Genomic DNA, 20,096 nt, shown 5'->3' with positions numbered 1-20,096 from the left:
AGTTTGGAGAGAAGCCGATTTGAGATATAGAGTAGAAGATGTCAGGTGCGAGTACCAAAGAAACCCTGTGGGATTAGATGTGAAAAAACCTCGATTCAGTTGGAAGGTTTGGTCCGACGATCGGAATATCATGCAGGCGGCCTACCAAGTTCAAGTTTCGGACAACAGTTTACACTTCTCGGACATCGTGTGGGATACGGGGAAGATGGAAACTGATCAATCCGTTCATGTTGAATATGCAGGTCCTGAATTGCATTCTCGAACTAGATATTATTATCGTGTAAGAGTGTGGATTGATCGTTCGTTGGTTTCTGAATGGAGCGAAGTGAATTGTTGGGAAACGGGATTGCTGAGTGAAGAGAACTGGTCTGCCCGTTGGATTACGGGTGATGTTGCACGTAATGATGCCAATCAAGATGCATGTCTTATGCTACGAAGTAAATTCTCGCTAAAGGGGAATGTGAAAAGAGCGCGGTTGTATGCCACTGCTCTAGGCTTGTATGAGCTTTACCTTAACGGGAGGAGAGTAGGGGATTGGCACTTTACACCAGGGTGGACCTCATATAACAAGCGACTACAATATCAGACGTATGATGTAACTGAACTTCTGCATGCAGATATGAATGCCATAGGTGCCCTTATAGGAGGGGGCTGGTACAAAGGGAATCTGGCCTATCGAGATCAGCGAAATATATATGGCAACGAATCTGCGCTAATGTGCCAGTTGCATATTACCTATGCAGATGACACTGAAGAGATGATTTTATCGGATGAACACTGGAGGTCGGCAACTGGACCGATAATCATGTCTGAAATATATCATGGTGAAACCTACGATGCGCGATTAGAGAAAAACGGCTGGAATCTAGCTGATTTTAACGATGCAGACTGGTCGGGAATAAGGGTGGTCGATCATTCTTATGAGACACTGATTGCTCAAGAGAACATGCCTACACGGATAATACAAGAGATTAAGCCCGTCTCATTAATACAAACGCCTTTAGGCGAGACGGTATTGGACATAGGTCAAAACATGGTAGGCTGGATGCATTTCAGAGTGAGCGGCGAGCGTGGCAGGAGAATTACATTACAGCACGCGGAAGTCCTTGATCAAAATGGAAATTTTTATATGGGTAATTTAAGAAGCGCAAAACAAACGATTAATTATGTGTTAAAGGGGGGTGAAGAAGAGGAGTTTGAACCCCGGTTTTCTTTCCAAGGCTTTCGATATGTGAAGGTTGAGGGATGGCCTGGGGATCTCGATCTCAGTACATTCACCGCCAAAGTGATACACACAGATAATGAGATTACAGGGATGTTCGAGTGCTCGGATCAAATGATTAATAAATTGCAACAAAACATAGTTTGGGGTCAGAAGGGTAACTTTCTTGACGTTCCAACCGATTGCCCGCAAAGAGATGAAAGGCTGGGCTGGACAGGAGACGCTCATGTATTTATGAGAACCGCTTCCTACAACATGAATACAGCGTTATTCTTCACAAAGTGGCTGCGAGATCTGAAGGCAGATCAGTTGCCAAACGGTGGCGTGCCTCATGTAATTCCTCATGTGCTGCGTGCTGAGGATCACTCCTCTTCAGCCTGGGGGGATGCGGCGGTTATATGTCCATGGACACTTTATCTATGCTATGGAGATAGAAGAATATTAGAGCAACAATACGATAGTATGAAGGCATGGGTGGAGTATATACGCTATCAAGGGGAAAATGAATACCTTTGGAATACAGGGTTCCACTTTGGGGATTGGCTTGGCTTAGACGCAAAAGAAAACAGTTATGAGGGAGCGACTCCCAAAGATCTCATAGCGACAATTTTTTACGCGTATTCAACGCATTTGCTGAAAGAAACAGCTATGGTCTTGAATCGTTCTGAGGATGCGGCAAAGTATGAACAGTTGCACCAACATATTATGGATGAATTTAACAACGTGTTCATTTCGCCCAATGGCAGGTTAATTTCAAACACCCAAACTGCACATGTGTTGGCTCTCATGTTTGATGTTGTTAAAGTGAAGGATCGTCAAAGAGTTGCTGACGCATTGGCTCAGTTAATTATTGAAAATAATGTTCATCTAACTACAGGCTTTGTCGGGACGCCTTATTTATGTCATGTATTGTCAAGGTTCGGCTATGATCATCTAGCTTACCAATTAGTGTTCCAAAAGGAATTTCCTTCGTGGCTGTATGCCATTACTAAAGGAGCTACTACGATTTGGGAGCATTGGGACGGAATCAAAGAGGATGGTTCCTTCTGGAGTGATGATATGAATTCGTTTAATCACTATGCTTATGGAGCCGTTGGAGACTGGCTATATCGGACAGTGGCTGGAATCGACACAGCAACAAGTCAGCCGGGCTACAAACATATCATCATAAATCCAACCTTTGGATCAGAGCTGAATTGGGTGAAAGCTAGCTATGAAAGCCTGTATGGTACCATTCGCTCGGAGTGGAGCAAGCAGGAGAACGGTATGGAGATTAATATTGCTATACCGCCCAATACAACTGCACAGGTAATCTTTAAGGGAATAAATAGAGTTGAGCAATTAGAAGAAGGAGGCTCGATACTGCCAATTATGGGGGGCTTGTTGAGCTGGGACTGTTGTGAGGACCATGTTGCATTACACTTAGGATCAGGAAACTATAGCTTTAGATATAAGGGAGATGATTGACTTGAGGCCGAACATTATTTTTTTGATGACTGACCAACAGAGATGGGACTGTATTGGAAGATATAATAAGCATATTCAGACGCCAAATATTGACCGGTTGGCAGACGCGGGGATTGTTTATAGTCAAGCCGTATGCCAGGCGCCGATGTGCGTCCCAAGCCGTTATTCCATGATGTATGGTATGTATCCCTCTCAGCTTGGGGTTCGCGCAAATTGTGATGGCATTACGAATGAAGAACTGCTGCCTGCTGACCCGCTACCGGAGCTCATGAGGAAAGCCGGCTATCAAACTGCAGGGTTTGGCAAAACCCATTGGAATCATAATGCTGAGGGAGTCTCCGAGCCTTCGGCCAGAGGTTTCGAACATCGGGCTATTGGGTTATCTCGTGCGGACGGCCACTACGAGCAAGGTGCGATCATGATGGGGGATACACATCCTGAGCGGCTGGAGACCTACATGGATGAAACCAAGAATTTTGGCGCAGGCGAAGAGAATGAGAATGGTTATATCGGCTCTACTAGCAAAATTCCAATGAACCATCATCGGGACGGTTGGGTAGCGGAGCAATGTTTGCAGTTTATTGATGAGGACCGGATTGAATCGGAACGGCCGTTGTTCCTATATTTATCATTCTTGAAGCCTCATGCTGGATATAATGTTCCTAAAGAATTTGAAAATTTGTATCGGATAGAAGACATACCCGACATTCAACAGCCTCCTTGGGAGATGGAAGAGGATACGCATCTAGCGGCAACGGATGCTCTTAATCGGGAAAGCCTTGAGGATTATCGCCAGAAGCGAATAGTCTGGGAAGCGATGAGCCCATTGGAACGCCGTCGCTCTACGTTGCGGTATTGGGCGAATTGCTCATGGCTGGATCATTATTTTGGTCAAGTGCTAGACCGATTGCGGGAGCGGGGCGTGCTGGATAATGCGCTGATCGTCTTCTGTTCGGATCACGGTGAGATGTTCAGTGAACGGCGATATCGTTTTTCGAAATATTGCCTATATGACAGCAGTGTGCGCGTGCCACTCATTTTATCCGGTTCTACAATTCCCCAGTACAAACGAGGGACCACTAATGACCGTCCGGTTGAGTTGATCGATCTCGTGCCTACGTTGTCCAACATTGCGGGCTTGCAACGGAATCCGATGCTGCCGGGACTTGATCTGTTAGGTGATGTGGTACGAAAAGGCGCTTTTTGCGAATTTCACGGGAAAGGCGTACCGGTCCATGCCGCTCCGGCCTATATGTGGAGAACAAAGGAATGGAAGCTGATTTTGTACCTGGAAGGAGCAGTGGGCAATGATGGGGCGCATCATCAGGACATACTCGGAGAACTTTATGATCTGGGAGAAGATCCAAACGAGTGGAATAATTTATACTATAATGATGGATATACTGGAATTCGAGAGCAGCTGAAAACAGAGCTGTTGATGCATCTGGCAATAGCTTGGGCGAAGGCACCCGTGTTTTATGGTAGGAGAGGTTTGATAGGATTAGAGCGATTTGAGACATGCCGAAAGGAATTGGGATAGGGTGGAATTTTATAAAGAATTAAAGGAGCAGTTCACGTCGTTTGTCTCCACCACGAAGTATATATCCGTTGTTGTGGTTGCATGGTGACCCTCGGGAGACAGACTCTGTAATTCGTCAGGAGATTGCCACCATGGACGAAGGGGGAAGCGCGGGATTCATCATTGAATCCCGTCCACATGCTGACTACTTAGGAGAGGGTTGGTGGAGAGATCTTGACATATCTGTCTGGACGAAGCGCATGGTATGTCCCGCACGCCTTTTCTCCACTTAGGATTTCCAGACAAAAAAGGGACTTCAACCCAAAATGGAGAAGTTTTCAAGTGACGAAACAAGCGCCGGTCCATGTCCATGACGGGGAAATGGCTCCAGATTTAATCAAGACCGTAACGGCCGAAAACGACGTGCAATTCTTTATGCTTGATGCGGGCTACGACCAAAAGAAGGCGAAAAAACTTCGCTGCCCTCACGCCACCGGTAAAGTCGATTGTCCGCTCGGGATGACCGCTTATTCCTCTTCCAATTACGGTATGGTCGTGAAGATCGATGTAAAAGACGACCTGAAACGGTACAGCAGTCCACACCGAGATACCAAGCGTTGAAAGGAACTTTACAACAAACGTACCCGCGTGGAACGATACAACTCCAGAATGAAAACCCACCTTACCGCAGACAGTTTGCATGTCTGGGGGATTCAAAAAGTGACGACTTACCAGTATCTCAACGCGATTGTGCTGCTCGTCTCTGCGCTTTCTGTAGCAGGTAAGAAGAACAAAACAGCAACTTAAAAAATGTAAACGGAAAAATTATGCAGGTCTTTACATTTTTAGAATAAAGCCACCGGATCCGCTTTGATCCGAGTGAATCCTGCTGACTTTACGTCAGAATAGAATTATGCAAAATGCTCAAGTATGTGATTCAAAAAAGAATGGATTAGGCATGTGAATTGTTAGTTTCTTCTCATTATAAGGTCTATGAAATTGCTGAACGGGTTGGATACACAGATAAAAAACATTTCAGTAAGCTATTTACTACCTATCAGAAATTTAATCCGAGAGAATATAGAAGAAAGCATCAAGTTGAATTGCGCAAATAAAGCTCCATAAAGGAAGTGCTTGTATGCAGAGCGATAATACTCCTGTGATCAAGAAGCTGATACATCATTCTCCAAGCGAGCTGGCTAAGCAGCTTCCGTGTTATGTGAACGCTATGGGGTGGAGGGTGTATGGAGCTGACATGGCTAACGAGAGGAAAACAGGGGAGTTTTACGACTTTCAAATTCAGTACGTTCTGAAGGGCAAGGGATATTTATTATGGAACGATACCGTTTATTCACTCCAGCAGGGCGATTTTTTCTTCATCAACCTGAGTATTGGTCATAAATATTGCGCCGATCCGGTAGAGCCATGGGAAGCGGTGTGGATACATTTTGGAGGCAGTCAAGCCACTCTCTATTACCATTTGTTCGGCCAGTCGCAGCCCGTTATAACCTTCCCGCACCATGATATCGCTGGAGAGCTAATGCTTCAATTGCTTGAGCGGTATGACCGGCTATCAAGCGAGTTCGATCTGCTAGCAGGCGCACATTTGATTCGGATCATGACCGAGCTTACTATAGCCAACACATCCAAGCTTAAATTGACCATCAGTAACGAATACAGGAGCGAGGTGCAGAGGGCGATTCGATTTATAGAAGAGCATATACAGGAATCGTTAACGGTTGAGATGGTTTCTCAGTATGTCAAGTTTAGTCCATTTCACTTCTCCCGCTTATTCAAGAGGATAACAGGCTTCTCTGTGCTAGAGTATATAACGAAATACCGAATTTCGCGGGTCAAGGAGCTGATGATCCAGACCGACTTGTCGCTTGCTGAAATAGCAGGCAGGACCGGATATTGCGATCAAAGCCATCTAGGCAAGATGTTTAAGCGGATGGAAGGCATCACTCCAAATCAATTTCGCAAAAATGCGAGATTCCGTTAGGTAGTTGATTCATCGATAGCGCAGGAATATACCAAAATGCATATTGAAACATAACAGACTCAATTCGGACGCTCCTTTATAATACGGGGAAAAGGAGATGAGGGTATAAATGAGTCAATTAGACTGTCGCAAACGAGAATGCTTCGATTGGAATTGGAAGTTTATTTTATCGGATGAGATAGACGCTTACCGGGACGATTATGACGACAGCCACTGGCGGACTGTACAGCTTCCCCATGATTGGAGTATAGAGGGTGAGTATGCCGAGCAGAACCCGACTGGTAAGTGTGGCGGCTTTCTGCCCAGCGGCATAGGCTGGTACCGCAAGCAGCTGGAGTGGAGCGGGACCATAGGGGAAAAGGGGCTGTTTCTCGAATTTGACGGCATTTATATGAACAGCACGATCTGGATTAACGGCTGCAAAGTAAACGAACGGCCTTACGGCTACATGGGCTTCGAGGTTGCTTTCGCAGACCTGCTTCGGGAAGGAAGCAATACTATTGCCATACGAGTGGACAATACCGGAAGCCCTAGCGGCCGCTGGTATACTGGATGCGGCATCTATCGCCATGTTTGGCTTGTGGAGACAGAAGTAGTGCGTGTCGCGCATTGGGGGACGTATATTACGACTCCGGCCATACACAATGAGTATGCTCTTGTTCACGGTCAGATCGAGCTGACCAACCATTCCGCTGGTGAGCGCGAGGTGACGCTTGTTGCTCAAATCTTTTCTCCTTCAGGCACGCTTGTCGGGAAAGCGTCGAAGCTCTTGAAGCTGGAGGCTAATAAAGGCGCGACTGAGGAAGTGGAGATGAATATCAGCTCTCCGAAGCTCTGGTCTGTGGATACTCCGGAAGTGTATACAATGAAAACAGAGATATTCGCGAACGGCTGCTGTATCGACGATCATGTGACGAGCTTTGGCATACGGAGCTTCTCTATTGATACTACGCGTGGCTTCGCCTTGAATGGTCAGCCGATGAAGCTGAAGGGGGTATGCCTTCATCATGATGCCGGGCCTGTTGGGGCAGCAGTGCCCGAGAAGCTGCTGATGAAGCGGCTCCGAATGCTTAAGGAGATGGGGTGCAACGCAATCCGCACAGCCCATCATCCCATGTCACCCGAGTTTTATACATTTTGCGATCGGCTTGGTTTTATCGTGGTGGACGAAGCGTTCGACGGCTGGGAGAAGACGAAAGCAGATTGCGATTATGGGTTGTACTTCGAAGAATGGTGGCAGCAGGATCTCGGAGATATGTTGCGACGCGACCGAAACCATCCTTGTGTATTGTTCTGGAGTATCGGCAACGAGGTTCTAGACATGAAGCCCGAAACAACTCGCAAGCTTGTTGAATTTGTGCATCAGCTTGATCCAACCCGGCCGGTTACCTGCGGCATTGATTCAATTGGGCCGGGTCCGGATGAGAACCGCTCGCTTCTTGATGTGGCCGGTTACAATGATGGCCGTGGTTCTTGCTTTGGTTATGAGCTAGATCACGAGAAACATCCGAATCGAATAATGGTTGCTACGGAAGCGCCGCACACCTTCCAGACCAGAGGCTTCTACCGGACGCAGACCTGGTGGCGTGACAAGAACCGTCACCGCATCGAAATCCCCAATTTGACGGAGAAGGAGCTCTTTTTTGACGGTGCGCTCCAGTACAATTCCTCGTATGACAATAGCGGGGTCCGGACCTCTGCCAGACATTCGTGGGGCTTTGTTCAGAAATATTCATACCTGATCGGAGAATTCCGCTGGACTGGCTTCGATTATCTTGGAGAATCGTTCGGCTGGCCTGCACGAAGCGCGAATTTCGGAATCATCGATTTGGCCAACTTCCCGAAGGACCATTATTATTTCTACCAGAGCCGATTTACGAGTAGTCCCATGATTCATCTGCTTCCTCATTGGACACATCCAGGCTTGGAAGATAGCCGTATACCGGTATGGATATACACGAATTGTGATGAAGCAGAGCTGCTGCTGAACGGTCGCTCGCTGGGCAGAAAGAGAATGGGAGATGCGATGTACTTGTCGTGGGACGTGAGCTATGAGCCTGGCACACTGGAAGCTATCGGGTATGTAGCAGGACAGCCGCAGGCTGTAAAGAAAGTGCGTACTGCCGGTGAGCCTGCGGGCATACGGCTGGAGACGGATACGGACAGCCTGCGCCCGGATGGACGCGATGTCGCGCAAGTCAGCTTCTCAATCATTGATGCACAAGGGCGATTCGTGCCGAGCGGGGATAGTGTTGTCGCTCTTCAGGTTGCCGGACCTGCAGAGCTTCTTGGCACGGAGAATGGGGACCCATTGGACCTGACTCCGCCGCGGTCTCCGCTTCGCAAGGCGTTCTACGGTCTCGGCATGGGGCTTGTGCAGTCAACCTTCGAGGACAAGCCGATTGAAGTTACGGCTGCCGTAATCGCAGGATCGACTATATTTACTGATTCAACCACAGTGACTATTGCTTTAGAGCGCATTGCCCTAAGAGGGGGGTTAAGCTCCAGGGAGCTTGCCATCTATTATTCCATAGACGGTTCAGAGGCGAACACGCTTTACAGGGGAGCCTTCGAAATCAATAACAGCTGTACCATTCGAGCTGTCGTGGTGGAGAATGGAGATACGATCCTTGAGCTGCTTGCCGAATTCAAAAAGGGAGTGCATGAGAAGGTCATTGATCTGACGCATGGCAATCATCAGGAAGAGCCTGCTAGGTTCAACGGGCCGTTCGCTTTTCAAGTATGCGGTGATTGGACGGATGGCACCCTGCGGTATCATTTCCAGCCTGACGGAACGGTGCTGCAATCCATCGGCTTAGATACTCCTCTGCTGTATGGAACATGGTGGTGCGATAGGGGAACGGGAGAGCTTGCGCCTCTGGATCGGCAGAAGAATCATAAGCTCACGCTTGTCACTCAGCCAGCGGAAAGTCTGTCTCTTGAACATGACCATTGCAGGATCACATTGACTAGATTGACTCAGGGGACAATATGAACGGATATAATATCTTATTTATCATGACAGATCAGCTTCGATTGGATGCGCTCGGCAAAACAGGAGGCTGGGTAAAAACGCCTCATATCGATGCTCTTGCCGCAGAGGGAATGCTGTTTACCAATTGTATCACCAATTCTCCGGTTTGCATTCCGGCCCGGGTTTCTTTAGCTACAGGCTTGTACCCTCATAATACAGGGGTTTGGAAAAATATAGAGTATGATTTGCCGGCGGACAGCAGCACATGGATGCAAACGATTCGGGATGCGGGTTACCGTACCGGTCTGATTGGCAAAACTCATTTGCACCGTCACATAGGCGATCTGAGGGAACGTGAACATCTTATGCATACCTATGGATTTGATCATGTGGACGAAATTGGCGGACCAAGAGCCAGCATGTGGGTTGGCAGCCATATGACGGACGAGTGGAGCAAAGCTGGCGTGCTGGATGCATATATTCAGGAATATAATGACCGGTTCACCACCAAACCGTATGTAGCGAGACCGTCGGTTCTTCCTTTGTCTCTGTATGCGGATGTATATGTCGGAACCAAGGCCCAAGCATTCATCAGCAGCTATAAGGACGACAAGCCTTGGTTTTGTATGGTCAGCTTCGGCGGTCCGCATGAGCCGTGGGACGCTCCTGAGCCTTACGCCAGCATGTACGAACCGGAGCAAATGCCAAAGCCTATCCCTAGACCTTCAGTTGACTCAACTCGTCCCATAGGGCATTTGGATGAGCTGATGAACGAGAATCGGCATTCACCTGTTCTAGAGGAGCAGGACATTGCCGCCATGAGGGCCAATTATGCCGGTAATGTGACCCTGATTGATGAGCAGATCGGTCAGATACTTCAAGTCTTGAAAGAGAAAAACGAATTGGATAAGACGGTGATAGTGTTTACCGCGGACCATGGGGAAATGAACGGGGATTACGGCTTGCTTTACAAAGAGAACTTCTTAAACGCAGCGGTAAAGGTGCCGCTTATCATTTGGACCCCGGAGCTAAAGAGCAGTGAGCATGCTGGAGCAGTATACGACGGAATGGTGGAGCTGTTCGATATTGGTCCGAGCATGTGCGAATTAGCCGGAACGCAGCTTGCGCATCGTCATTTTGCGAAATCGTTGAGTCCTGTTCTCGAAGACCCCAGGACAGTGCACAGGGAAGAGGCGATATCCGAGATTCACGGCGAAGTGATGCTGCAAAACCGGGAGTGGAAGTTAGTGCTTAACGCACAAGGTACTCCTTATCTGCTGTTTCATTTGACAGAGGATCCCAATGAGCAGCGTAATTTGGTGGGAGAACCGGCTTATGGCGAAGTAGTTCAGAAGCTTAAGGATACTATTTTTGCAAGATTGATGTCCAGCTTAGTTTATAAGAACTAAGCCAAATCATTAACGGAATGGGGGATTTACGTTGGAAGCCAACCATACCTTGGTCAACCGACCGAACTTCATATTTATTTTGTTGGATGATATGGGATGGAAGGATCTGGGTTGTTATGGAAGCTCCTTCTACGAGACGCCACATCTAGACCGCCTTGCAAGCGAGGGAATGAGATTTACGGATGCATATGCAGCTAGCCCAGTGTGCTCTCCTACACGCGCTAGCATTCTGACAGGGAAGTATCCAGCTTCTCTCGGAATCACGAACTGGATTGGCGGCGATGCAAAGGGGAAACTGCTTGATGCACCTTATCTTCGCTATTTGCCCTTGGAAGAGAAAAGTATGGCCCGTGCTCTTAAAGAGCATGGATATCGCACCTGGAACGTAGGCAAGTGGCATATGGGCGGAAAAGATTTTTATCCCGAAAAACACGGCTTTGACGTCAACGTCGGCGGCTGCGACTGGGGATCGCCGCACAAAGGATACTTCAGCCCTTATGGAATTGAAACGCTTCCGGATGGTCCGGAGGGAGAATATTTGACGGATAGATTGACCGATGAAGCGATCAGACTGATTCAACAAAAGGATCAGGCGCCGTTTTTCCTTTACTTATCGCATTATACGGTGCATACACCGATCCAGGCCAAAGCGGAAGATATCGCCAAATATACCGAAAAAGCCAAGAAGCTGGGATTGGATCAGTTAAGTGCTATCGAAGAGGGGGAACTCTTCCCCTGCGAGCACAAGAAACATTTGCGCGTCCAACGAAGGGTGATTCAATCGGATCCCGTCTATGCGGCAATGATTGATAATCTGGACTGGAATATCGGAAGGCTGCTGCAGGCTCTGGAGGAGACGGGACAAGCTGAGAATACGGTCATTATCTTCACCTCGGACAACGGTGGATTGGCTACAGCCGAGAGCTCGCCTACATGCAATGCGCCGTTGCAGGAGGGAAAAGGCTGGATGTACGAAGGCGGTGTGCGCGAGCCGTTGATCGTCAAATGGCCGGGAACAATAAAGCCCGGCAGTGTATGCGAGGTTCCGGTAACCAGCCCCGATTTTTATCCGACCCTGCTCGAAATAGCGGGACTCCCCTTATTACCAGAGCAGCATTCGGACGGAATCAGCTTCGTCCCTTTGCTGAAGGGAGAAGATAGCCTGGAACGGGAAGCGATATATTGGCATTATCCCCATTATGGCAATCAAGGAGGCACCCCTGGTTCATCCATACGTATGGGAAATGATAAGCTCATTGAGTTCTTTGAAGACGGGCGTGTTGAGCTGTACAATTTGCTTGCGGATTTAGGTGAGGAACATGATATTGCCAAAGAGCGGCCGGACTTGGCGGAGAAGCTCCAAAAGAAGCTAAGCCAGTGGCGAGAGCAGGTTGAAGCGAAAATTCCAGTGCCGAATCCTGAGTATACACAATCATTTTGATGTCCAAACGCTGGAACTGTTCACGTCAATAGAATGGAATATCGCCGCTTCTTTCGTCATTGAAAGATAGCGGCGATACTTTTTTAAATATCCTTTAACTGGGATCTTCATGATCTTTCAATTTTCGCATAGTTCTATATTGCCCGGGTGTTAGCCCGGTTTCCTTCTTAAACGAACGTATGAAATTTTGAGTATTTTTGTAGTTCAGTTGTATAGAAATTTCATTAATCGCCAAATCGGACTGAATCAGCATTTCCTTCGCTTTATTGATTCGGTCGTATTTCACATATTCAGAGAACGGAACACCTTGTTCCTTTCGGAATATCAGCCCCAGATATCCCGGCGAATAGTTCAATTTCGTGCTGATCGACTCAAGGGTTGGCTCTGTTTCATTTTGGATAAGCGACAGCATTTGCTCGGATATTCGTTGATGCTGCCGTTCGTTTTTTTCTTCTATTAAACGTAAAGATGGTATGATTACACGATGCTTGAACCAGCTTTCAATTTCATCAGCTGTCTGCAGCTCCATAAGTTCTCTAGGTAAGGATTGTCCGTCTAGTATTAAATTCGCATTCTCATTGTCAGGCTGGTATAGACGAACAATGTCATTCAGCAGTCTTATGAGAATCATCTGGTAGTCTGTAAGAGATAGATGATTGTTTTGGAACAGCAATTGAATAAACCGATGAAGCGCATCGTCGGCTTTTTCTGGTTCATTCAATTTTATGGCATCAGTTAGCTGAATAGATAAGTATTCAGGATAGTCAATTGGGTTTCTGTTGCTTGATGGTTCTACATCTTCAATAAATAGTAGAGACTGATTCCCGAACCGAACTCTATACTTAAGGGCATTCATGGCTTCTTTAAGAGCTAAAGGAGCATCGATGAGATCTGTAAATGTAGTACTAACTCCAGCACTCACCGATAGCTTAGTGTAATCGCGAATTTTTTCTAAAGTATTCTGAGCCTGAATAAGGATCGTACCTTTATTCAAGTTTGCATCTTGATTCTTTAATCCAAGGATGCAGATGAGGGATTGATTCATCACAACAGAAGATAATCGCATGGAAGAGGGGATGACTTCTTCCAAGATATTCATCAGGATAAAAATAAGCAACTCCCGATCGCTCTCCTTGAACCGACTGTTTGTCAGGGTGTCTATTTGAATAGCGATGAGAGCGTATTGCTCTTGAAATTGCAGCTGTTGGTGATGATCCAGTATTTTTTCCTGAATTTCGTTTCGCAGCATCCCACTGGACAAAAGCTGGAATACATAATATTTATTGAGATGAATGCCTTGCGATATGATTTGCTGTTTCATATTTTTCAGAGCAGATCCAATATATTCTAATTCATCATATGTCCAACTTCCTGGTTTTTTCTTCTCAATTAGACTTGAAATTTTTCTAATGGGGTTATGAATTTTCATAGCTCCTGTGAATGACAATGCCACCATGATAATTATTAATCCGCAACATATCATTAGCGTGAGCCAGCCGATCCAACGACTATCTTTATGAATGACTGATTTCGGCACAATGGAAATATAATAAGTCCAGTTAGTAAACTCCGATTTTTTGTAAAAAAAATATACATCCTCTCCTTGAAACTCTCCCCTTGTGAAACCTGAAGGCGTATCCGGATATTGCTCTAGGAAAGGAATATCTAATCGATCAGGGATGTTTTTATTGTCATTAGAAGCCAATACCTGTTTTTCTTTATTAATAATGAACAAGGTGTTAAAGCTTTGTGACTTGGCAATCCATTCACTCCACTTACTCTCGCTGATTTTTACAGCTAGCAAACCCATAGGTGACCTCCATACATTTGCAGGTACGGACTGTATATGCCAGATGCCTCTTGGCAACTGAGTATTGTGTATGAGAGGTTCTTGTCCCAAGTGATTATCTAATAATGTAGAAGATTTGAACTTTAATTGCTGTAATAGCAATTGGTAAGCATCTGTTTGATGTTGGTTTAATTGAAAGATTTTCCCCGGATAAATAGCCCAGTTATGCTTCATGTTTATATAGTAAATTGACTCGATGCCGAGTTCTTTAGTGAACATGTACTCCAAGTTGAGAGAAGCATCACGTATGACTTGAAAATTCCTCTCATGAAGTGCTGTATTCGATAGCTTATCCATTATTGGGAGGTTCGAGAATTGAACGACTGAACGCTCAATGATTTTCAAGTTCTGCTCGATGGATATCTCGGTTTGAGCAAGCAGTTGCTGGTTGCTGTTCGTCACTTTATTTAATATACTGGCCGCTGAATTGTGATACGCAAAATACCCAAGCAATACCATGGGGAAAATGGAAAGAAACAAGCCATAGATAAGTAGTCTCATGAAATATGTAGACAATAAATCACCCCTTTTTCTCATTTAACCATAGCTTATTAGGGATTTCACACGCAATAATCATTCTCCCCAATTCGTAATCATCATACATCGAAGTGTGTGATGATTATAGACAGTCATACAATATAGCTGTAATTTCGAATTGTAACCCACATCAAGCGTGAAGATGGGATGCGTTATCAATACGAATATAAACAACAAGGAGCTGAGAATACATTTGACTAATTTTTTCTCGAACAGACAGCGTATCAAAGGAGCTGCGGCACAAAACCTACTTAAGGATATTTGGCGAAACAGATGGCTCTATATTTTTGTGATCCCAGGGGTGTTTTATTTCTTGATTTTTAAATATATCCCTATGGGAGGTGTGGTCATTGCGTTTAAAGATTACACCCCATTTCTAGGAATTGTAGAAAGCCAGTGGGTGGGGTGGAAGCATTTCGAAAGACTATTTCAAAACAACGATTTTGTGATGTTATTCCGCAACACCATTCTAATCTCCTTATATAAGTTGTTGTTTTACTTTCCCGTGCCCATCATTCTTGCGCTTATGCTCAATGAAGTGCGTCTGAAGGTGTTCAAACGTTTTGTACAAACGGTTATTTACATCCCGCATTTTTTCTCATGGGTAGTCGTTGCAGGAATTACGTATGTGTTACTGACCACTGAGGGCGGCATTGTTAATGAGTTTATCACGTGGGCCGGCGGGGAGAAGATTAATTTTTTGGGCCAAAATGCTTGGATTCGCACCTTGCTTACCTTACAGACCATTTGGCGAGAAGCGGGTTGGGGGACCATATTGTATCTTGCGGCGATGAGTGCAGTAGATCCACAGCTTTATGAGGCGGCCAAGATAGATGGAGCAGGCAGATTTCGTCAGATGTGGAATGTGACCTTGCCTTGCATACGCAGTACGATTGTCATCTTACTTATATTGCAGATCGGAAACTTTATGGATCTAGGTTTTGAGCAAATCTACAACATGATCAATGCAGGCAATAAAGATTATGGCAATGTGTTTGATACGTATGTCTATACGATCGGTATAAAGGAAGGACAATTCAGCTATAGTACAGCTATTGGGCTGTTTAAGTCAGTCATAGGTCTAATCTTAGTGCTTGGCTCTAATTATTTGGCACGAAGGTCTGGTGAGGAAGGCATATTCTAGGGATAGGAGGAAATCTACAAATGAGGAAAAGTGGTTTAGCGGACCGTAGCTTTGACACTATAAACGTGCTACTGCTGATTGTAATTTCATTGATTTGCATTTTGCCTTTTTTGCAGATCGTAGCGGGCTCTTTTGCAACTCAGCAAGAGTTGATGGAAAAAAAGTTTGTGTTGATTCCTGAGGTGTATTCGCTTGATGCATATCGATTTATTTTTTCGGATATAACCATACCCAAAAGTATGATGATCTCTGTATTTATTACCGTTTGTGGGACAATCATTAATCTTGTTCTCACTTCTATTACTGCTTTTGCATTAGCTAGACGTGGCTTGAGAGGCCGGCGCTTTATTATGTTTCTAATCGTGTTCACCCTGCTGTTTGATGGAGGGATGATACCGGCATATCTCGTCGTGAAGGAATTAGGTCTCATAAATACGTATTGGGCAGTAATGATTCCGAATGCGATTAGTGCATTTAATTTGATCTTAATGCGCAACTTCTTCATGAGCTTGCCGGAGGAATTATTCGAATCAGCTAAGATTGACGGCTGTAATGATCTTAAAACATTTATCCAGATCGTTATTCCGTTATCTATGGCTTCAATGGCTACATTTATGTTGTTTTATGCTGTGAATCACTGGAATAATTTCATGATGCCATTTCTCTACTTGAATTCACCTGACATGTGGCCTGTGCAGATTTGGCTGCGTCAAATTATCATTATGGCAACTGCAGATTTTGGTGATTTTGGAGCTAGCATCGAAATACCATCTCAATCCCTTCGAATGGCTACGATTGTTGTAGCTACTCTGCCTATATTGCTTGTGTATCCATTTATTCAGAAGCATTTTGTGAAGGGTGTTATGATTGGCTCGGTTAAGGGATGACAATGAGAATCCATTTTGTGGAATGGGTTCGCATCATCTTTTAATAAATAAAACTAAATGGAGGGTTAGAATGCTTAAAAAAACAAAAAAAGCTTCAGTCATTCTCGTATCGTTCGTGCTATTGTGTGTTGTTGTCCTATCAGGCTGTGCGGGGAATGAGAATGGCAACGGCGCCGATTCCAATGCTGTCGGTTCGAATGGAGCGTCGGCAACAGATGGGAAACAAGACGACGCTCCCGAAGCAACAAAATCATTGGAGCCCATTAAGGTAACCGCGCTTCAACCATATTGGGGAGCACTGCCTGATATGGATGGCTCATTGTTCAAGTACATTGAAAAATCTATGAATGTAGAATTTGAAACGGAGTTTGTATTCGGACCGAACTTTATGGATAAGGTGAATGTCGCCTTAGCATCGGGAAACCTTCCTCACATGCTATATATCTTCGATGGGAAGCAGCCTTCTATCGTTACTGCGATTCGGGCAGGTGCATTCTGGGAATTGGATGGAAAACTTGAAAAGTATCCAAATCTAATGGCAGGTAAAGATAAGATAAGAGACGAGAATATCAAGGTGGACGGAAAAACTTATCAAATTTATATTCCTGAGGCTATCTCAAGACAAGGTATGAACATGCGCCAGGACTGGCTGGACAATCTAGGTCTCCAGAAGCCTACAACAATTGATGAGTTATATAATGTATTAAGGGCTTTTACCCAGGATGATCCTGATCGGAATGGAAAAAATGATACGATAGGTCTAGCGCAAAGACTGCACGCTGGCGTGCCTGTCGGATTTCCGATTCTGCTTGCTAAGTTTGGCGCCCCTAATGGTTATGAGGTGAAAGACAACAAATTTATTCCGGCTTTCACGACAGAGGCCTATAGAGAGACGATGCGTTTCTTTAAGAAATTATATGATGAAGGTATTATGAACCAAGATTTTAGCTATCTTCAAAGAACCCAGGGTGAAGAATTGATTCAAAATGGAAAAGCCGGAGTACAGATAAGCAACGTCGATGAAAAACTATTGTGGAATCCGTTACTAGACAGCAATCCTAATGCTTCCATCGTCTCATTATCCTATCTAGAGGGACCTACCGGCAATCACTTATTTACAAGTAAAGGCTATTGGGTGACTATTGCCTTCCCGAAAAGCACAGTAAAAACAGAGGAAGAGCTCGACCGACTTCTTGCCGCTTTGGATTTGATGGCTGCGCCAGAGCAAAAGGAATTTTTTATGCTAGGCATCGAGGGTGAGCATTACAAAAAGGATAACGGGAATATATCGATTGTAAAAAATGTGGAATCTGAGCTGGTTTCTTTGCGAATGTTTGCCCCTGACGCCTTTGAGCCTATAGCTCCACCTGGGACTCCAAAGCATATTGAGGACATGTATGATGTGTTAAGTGAAAATGAAACCTCTAATAACTTGGTGAACAATCCGGCGGCTTCCATTATATCGAAAACGGCTATTGAACTAGGTGGAGAGCTGGATAAAATGATTCAAGACGCAACTGTAAAGTACATTATGGGTGAGGTCAATGATCAACAATTTGACGAGGTTATTGAAAAATGGAAAAGCTCGGGCGGAGTTAAAATGTTAGAAGAGTTCGAGGCTGAATATAATAAGAAGTAAAAAATGATGTAAATAAAGTTGCGATCCCCTCACCAGCTCTACAGGTGAGGGGATTATGCTCTTTAATAAGAACGAGTATGGTCTATGAAAGGGCTAGGCATTTCCTCTTATTTATTCCATGAGGTGACGATTAATGGGGGTAAAGAGATTTGAATTCGAATCCGCAAGGTCCACCATCCGGGTTATCGATTAACTCAACGATGGAGCCGTCGGCTCGAAATAATGGCTGATAGTGCTTGCCAATGTGAGTGGCCGACTCGTTCGCGTAGTGGCAGATGAAAGCTCTCCGAAATCTGTCTTTTGTCTTATTTCGATAGGAGCCATGAATAAGATTTCCGTTGAAGAACAGCACATCGCCAGGCTCCATAATGACTGGCATAGGTTTTTGCTCCTTCGGGGGCTTTACATAGTGGGTTGTAAACGATTCCTTCGAATCTGACAGCTCCGGACAGACGATATCATATTGCTGCGTCTTGGGTACAACCAGTAGACCGCCGTTTTCTTCATCTGCGGGGTCGATAGCCGTCCAGGCTGCAATGCAGTTTCCCGGTTCAACCTTTAAATAAAAGTTATCCTGATGAAGAGCCTGTCCTCTCGCTCCAGGGGGCTTATAATAGAACATGCTTTGTGCTGCTAACGCCGCTTCATTATATAGGCTCTCGAGCACGGACATCACCGGCTGGTGCAGCATATATTTTTTTGCCGTTTCATTAAATCGATGCGGGTGCATAACCCGAGGATATCGCCTTAATGGATCTGGGGACTCAGAGGATAAATCAGGCTCAAAGTATCCTGGAATTGCTCTCTCGCTAATCTCGTGAAACGTTTGCTCGATTTCATCCAGCTCCTGCTTACTGAATAGTCCTTTTACAATAACGTACCCTTCCATTTCGAATTGGTTCTTTTGTTCTTTCGTTAACACGGTTTGGCTTTGCATGATGCTCTCTCCCTTCATATTTTGCTTAATAACAGTCTAAAGTCAAAGCAGGTTTCAAGGAATTAGCAATTCTGCTTTTCAATCATACCATTCTGCTTTCTGCAGTTATCTATAGTTGGTTAAATATCCGGATTGGAGGTATTGCATTGAAGCCTATCAACGACCCCTCTCTTCTGAACACTGGCATTAGCATTTCGGGACACTATCTAATGTCAGATGCTTATGCTACTCATCGGCCGAAAGGTATGACAGAGTGGCTAATAACCTATACATTACGTGGAAAAGGATATATGGATGTCCCCAGCGGAATGCAGCATTGTATCAAAGGTGATATAACATTTTTAAGACCTGGCACGCCTCACAGATATGGTACTGTGAAGGGCGAGGAATGGGATTTTTATTGGGCGCATTTTAATGACTATCTTATTGAAGACAACTTACTGCCTTCTGAACCACTTTTTATCCATAATTTTAAAGCAAATACGGCTCAAAGGAGAATAAATCAGGCGTTTCGCAGACTCCTTTTTGATTCGACTGAACGAGACGAATATTGGCAGGAGCTTTGTTTGAACTCGCTTCGCGAAATGCTAATGCTGTTAGCTCAGGAGCAAAAGCTACAGCGTGATCCGCGCATCGTAGAAACAATCCATTATCTTTCTATCCATATGCGGGATAGTGTGCAAATCGAGGAGCTCGCACGAACAATCGGGCTTTCTTCCTCAAGATTGTCGCATTTGTTCAAGGAGCAGACTGGACTTTCCATTATTGATACCTTGAACCAAATGCGAATTCGTCAGGCTGCTTTACTGCTTACGCATACAAATCGAAGCGCAAGTGAAATATGTTATGAGGTGGGATTCCACAATTACAATCATTTCATTAATCAGTTCCGAAAGTGGTATGGATTGAGTCCAAGCAGCTATAAAAGAAAGCATACTTAACATAAAAGGGCTTTTTTACGATTTTGTAGATGGAATTTCGTAAATGTTCGATATACGTTGTGGAAAAGGGGCTCTTATAATCGGGATAAGGAGTTGTGAAACTCTCGACAAAAAATGGGAGGTTGATG

Annotated in this window: 13 protein-coding genes and 1 pseudogene; 12 read left to right on the top strand and 2 right to left on the bottom strand. The window is 45.1% G+C overall.

Annotation, left to right across the window (positions count from 1 at the left end; all coding sequences use genetic code 11):
* Positions 1-19 precede the first annotated feature (19 nt).
* The 8 genes and pseudogenes from ACH6EH_RS11400 to ACH6EH_RS11365 all read left to right on the top strand — a co-directional run bounded on the left by ACH6EH_RS11400 (position 20) and on the right by ACH6EH_RS11365 (position 12,034).
* Positions 20-2,689 (top strand): glycoside hydrolase family 78 protein, encoded by a 2,670-nt coding sequence (locus tag ACH6EH_RS11400; RefSeq protein ID WP_456093910.1) that lies wholly within the window; start codon positions 20-22, stop codon positions 2,687-2,689.
* Complete coding sequence (locus tag ACH6EH_RS11395; protein WP_138224625.1) at positions 2,682-4,229, top strand: sulfatase family protein; 1,548 nt, start codon at positions 2,682-2,684, stop codon at positions 4,227-4,229. The genes ACH6EH_RS11400 and ACH6EH_RS11395 overlap by 8 nt, the downstream gene beginning before the upstream one ends.
* Before the next feature lie 336 nt (positions 4,230-4,565).
* Positions 4,566-5,015: pseudogene (locus ACH6EH_RS20230) on the top strand (transposase); the annotation flags it as partial.
* Positions 5,016-5,173: 158 nt separating this feature from the next.
* On the top strand, positions 5,174-5,323 hold the full coding sequence (locus tag ACH6EH_RS11385; protein WP_397332403.1) for a hypothetical protein: 150 nt from the start codon (positions 5,174-5,176) through the stop codon (positions 5,321-5,323).
* 23 nt (positions 5,324-5,346) lie between these two features.
* Positions 5,347-6,210, top strand: a complete 864-nt coding sequence (locus ACH6EH_RS11380; protein WP_138224626.1) for an AraC family transcriptional regulator — start codon at positions 5,347-5,349, stop codon at positions 6,208-6,210.
* A 109-nt stretch (positions 6,211-6,319) separates the two neighbouring features.
* Positions 6,320-9,205, top strand: a complete 2,886-nt coding sequence (locus ACH6EH_RS11375) for a glycoside hydrolase family 2 TIM barrel-domain containing protein (protein WP_138224627.1) — start codon at positions 6,320-6,322, stop codon at positions 9,203-9,205.
* Positions 9,202-10,593, top strand: coding sequence for a sulfatase family protein (locus ACH6EH_RS11370; RefSeq protein ID WP_138224628.1), 1,392 nt, complete (start codon positions 9,202-9,204; stop codon positions 10,591-10,593). The genes ACH6EH_RS11375 and ACH6EH_RS11370 overlap by 4 nt, the downstream gene beginning before the upstream one ends.
* Before the next feature lie 31 nt (positions 10,594-10,624).
* Positions 10,625-12,034: a sulfatase gene (locus ACH6EH_RS11365; RefSeq protein WP_217496374.1), complete on the top strand. Its 1,410-nt coding sequence runs from the start codon at positions 10,625-10,627 to the stop codon at positions 12,032-12,034.
* 94 nt (positions 12,035-12,128) lie between these two features.
* Here the strand turns inward: ACH6EH_RS11365 and ACH6EH_RS11360 are convergent, their stop codons facing one another.
* Positions 12,129-14,384, bottom strand: coding sequence for a helix-turn-helix domain-containing protein (locus tag ACH6EH_RS11360; RefSeq protein WP_397332402.1), 2,256 nt, complete (start codon positions 14,382-14,384; stop codon positions 12,129-12,131).
* Positions 14,385-14,613: 229 nt separating this feature from the next.
* Between ACH6EH_RS11360 and ACH6EH_RS11355 the strand changes: the two genes are divergently transcribed.
* From ACH6EH_RS11355 to ACH6EH_RS11345, 3 genes are all read left to right on the top strand, one after another.
* A complete protein-coding gene (locus ACH6EH_RS11355; protein WP_233281127.1) occupies positions 14,614-15,564 on the top strand; it encodes an ABC transporter permease in 951 nt (316 codons plus the stop codon).
* Between the two features lie 20 nt (positions 15,565-15,584).
* The gene (locus ACH6EH_RS11350; RefSeq protein WP_138224630.1) at positions 15,585-16,451 is read left to right on the top strand and encodes a carbohydrate ABC transporter permease; all 867 of its coding nucleotides are present in this window, start codon (positions 15,585-15,587) and stop codon (positions 16,449-16,451) included.
* Positions 16,452-16,521: 70 nt separating this feature from the next.
* Entirely contained in the window at positions 16,522-18,090 is a 1,569-nt protein-coding gene (locus tag ACH6EH_RS11345; RefSeq protein WP_397332401.1) for an extracellular solute-binding protein, read from the top strand.
* Between the two features lie 130 nt (positions 18,091-18,220).
* Here the strand turns inward: ACH6EH_RS11345 and ACH6EH_RS11340 are convergent, their stop codons facing one another.
* Positions 18,221-19,027, bottom strand: a complete 807-nt coding sequence (locus ACH6EH_RS11340; protein ID WP_138224632.1) for a phytanoyl-CoA dioxygenase family protein — start codon at positions 19,025-19,027, stop codon at positions 18,221-18,223.
* Between the two features lie 146 nt (positions 19,028-19,173).
* On the opposite strand from ACH6EH_RS11340, the gene ACH6EH_RS11335 reads away from it, so the two are divergent.
* Positions 19,174-19,968 (top strand): helix-turn-helix domain-containing protein, encoded by a 795-nt coding sequence (locus ACH6EH_RS11335; protein ID WP_397332400.1) that lies wholly within the window; start codon positions 19,174-19,176, stop codon positions 19,966-19,968.
* Positions 19,969-20,096 lie beyond the last annotated feature (128 nt).

The organism is Paenibacillus sp. JSM ZJ436, assembly GCF_044383795.1.
Classification (GTDB): Bacteria; Bacillota; Bacilli; order Paenibacillales; family Paenibacillaceae; genus Paenibacillus_AQ; species Paenibacillus_AQ algicola.
The sequence above is the reverse complement of the archived record's forward strand: the minus strand, read 5'-3'. Positions and strand labels throughout refer to the sequence as shown.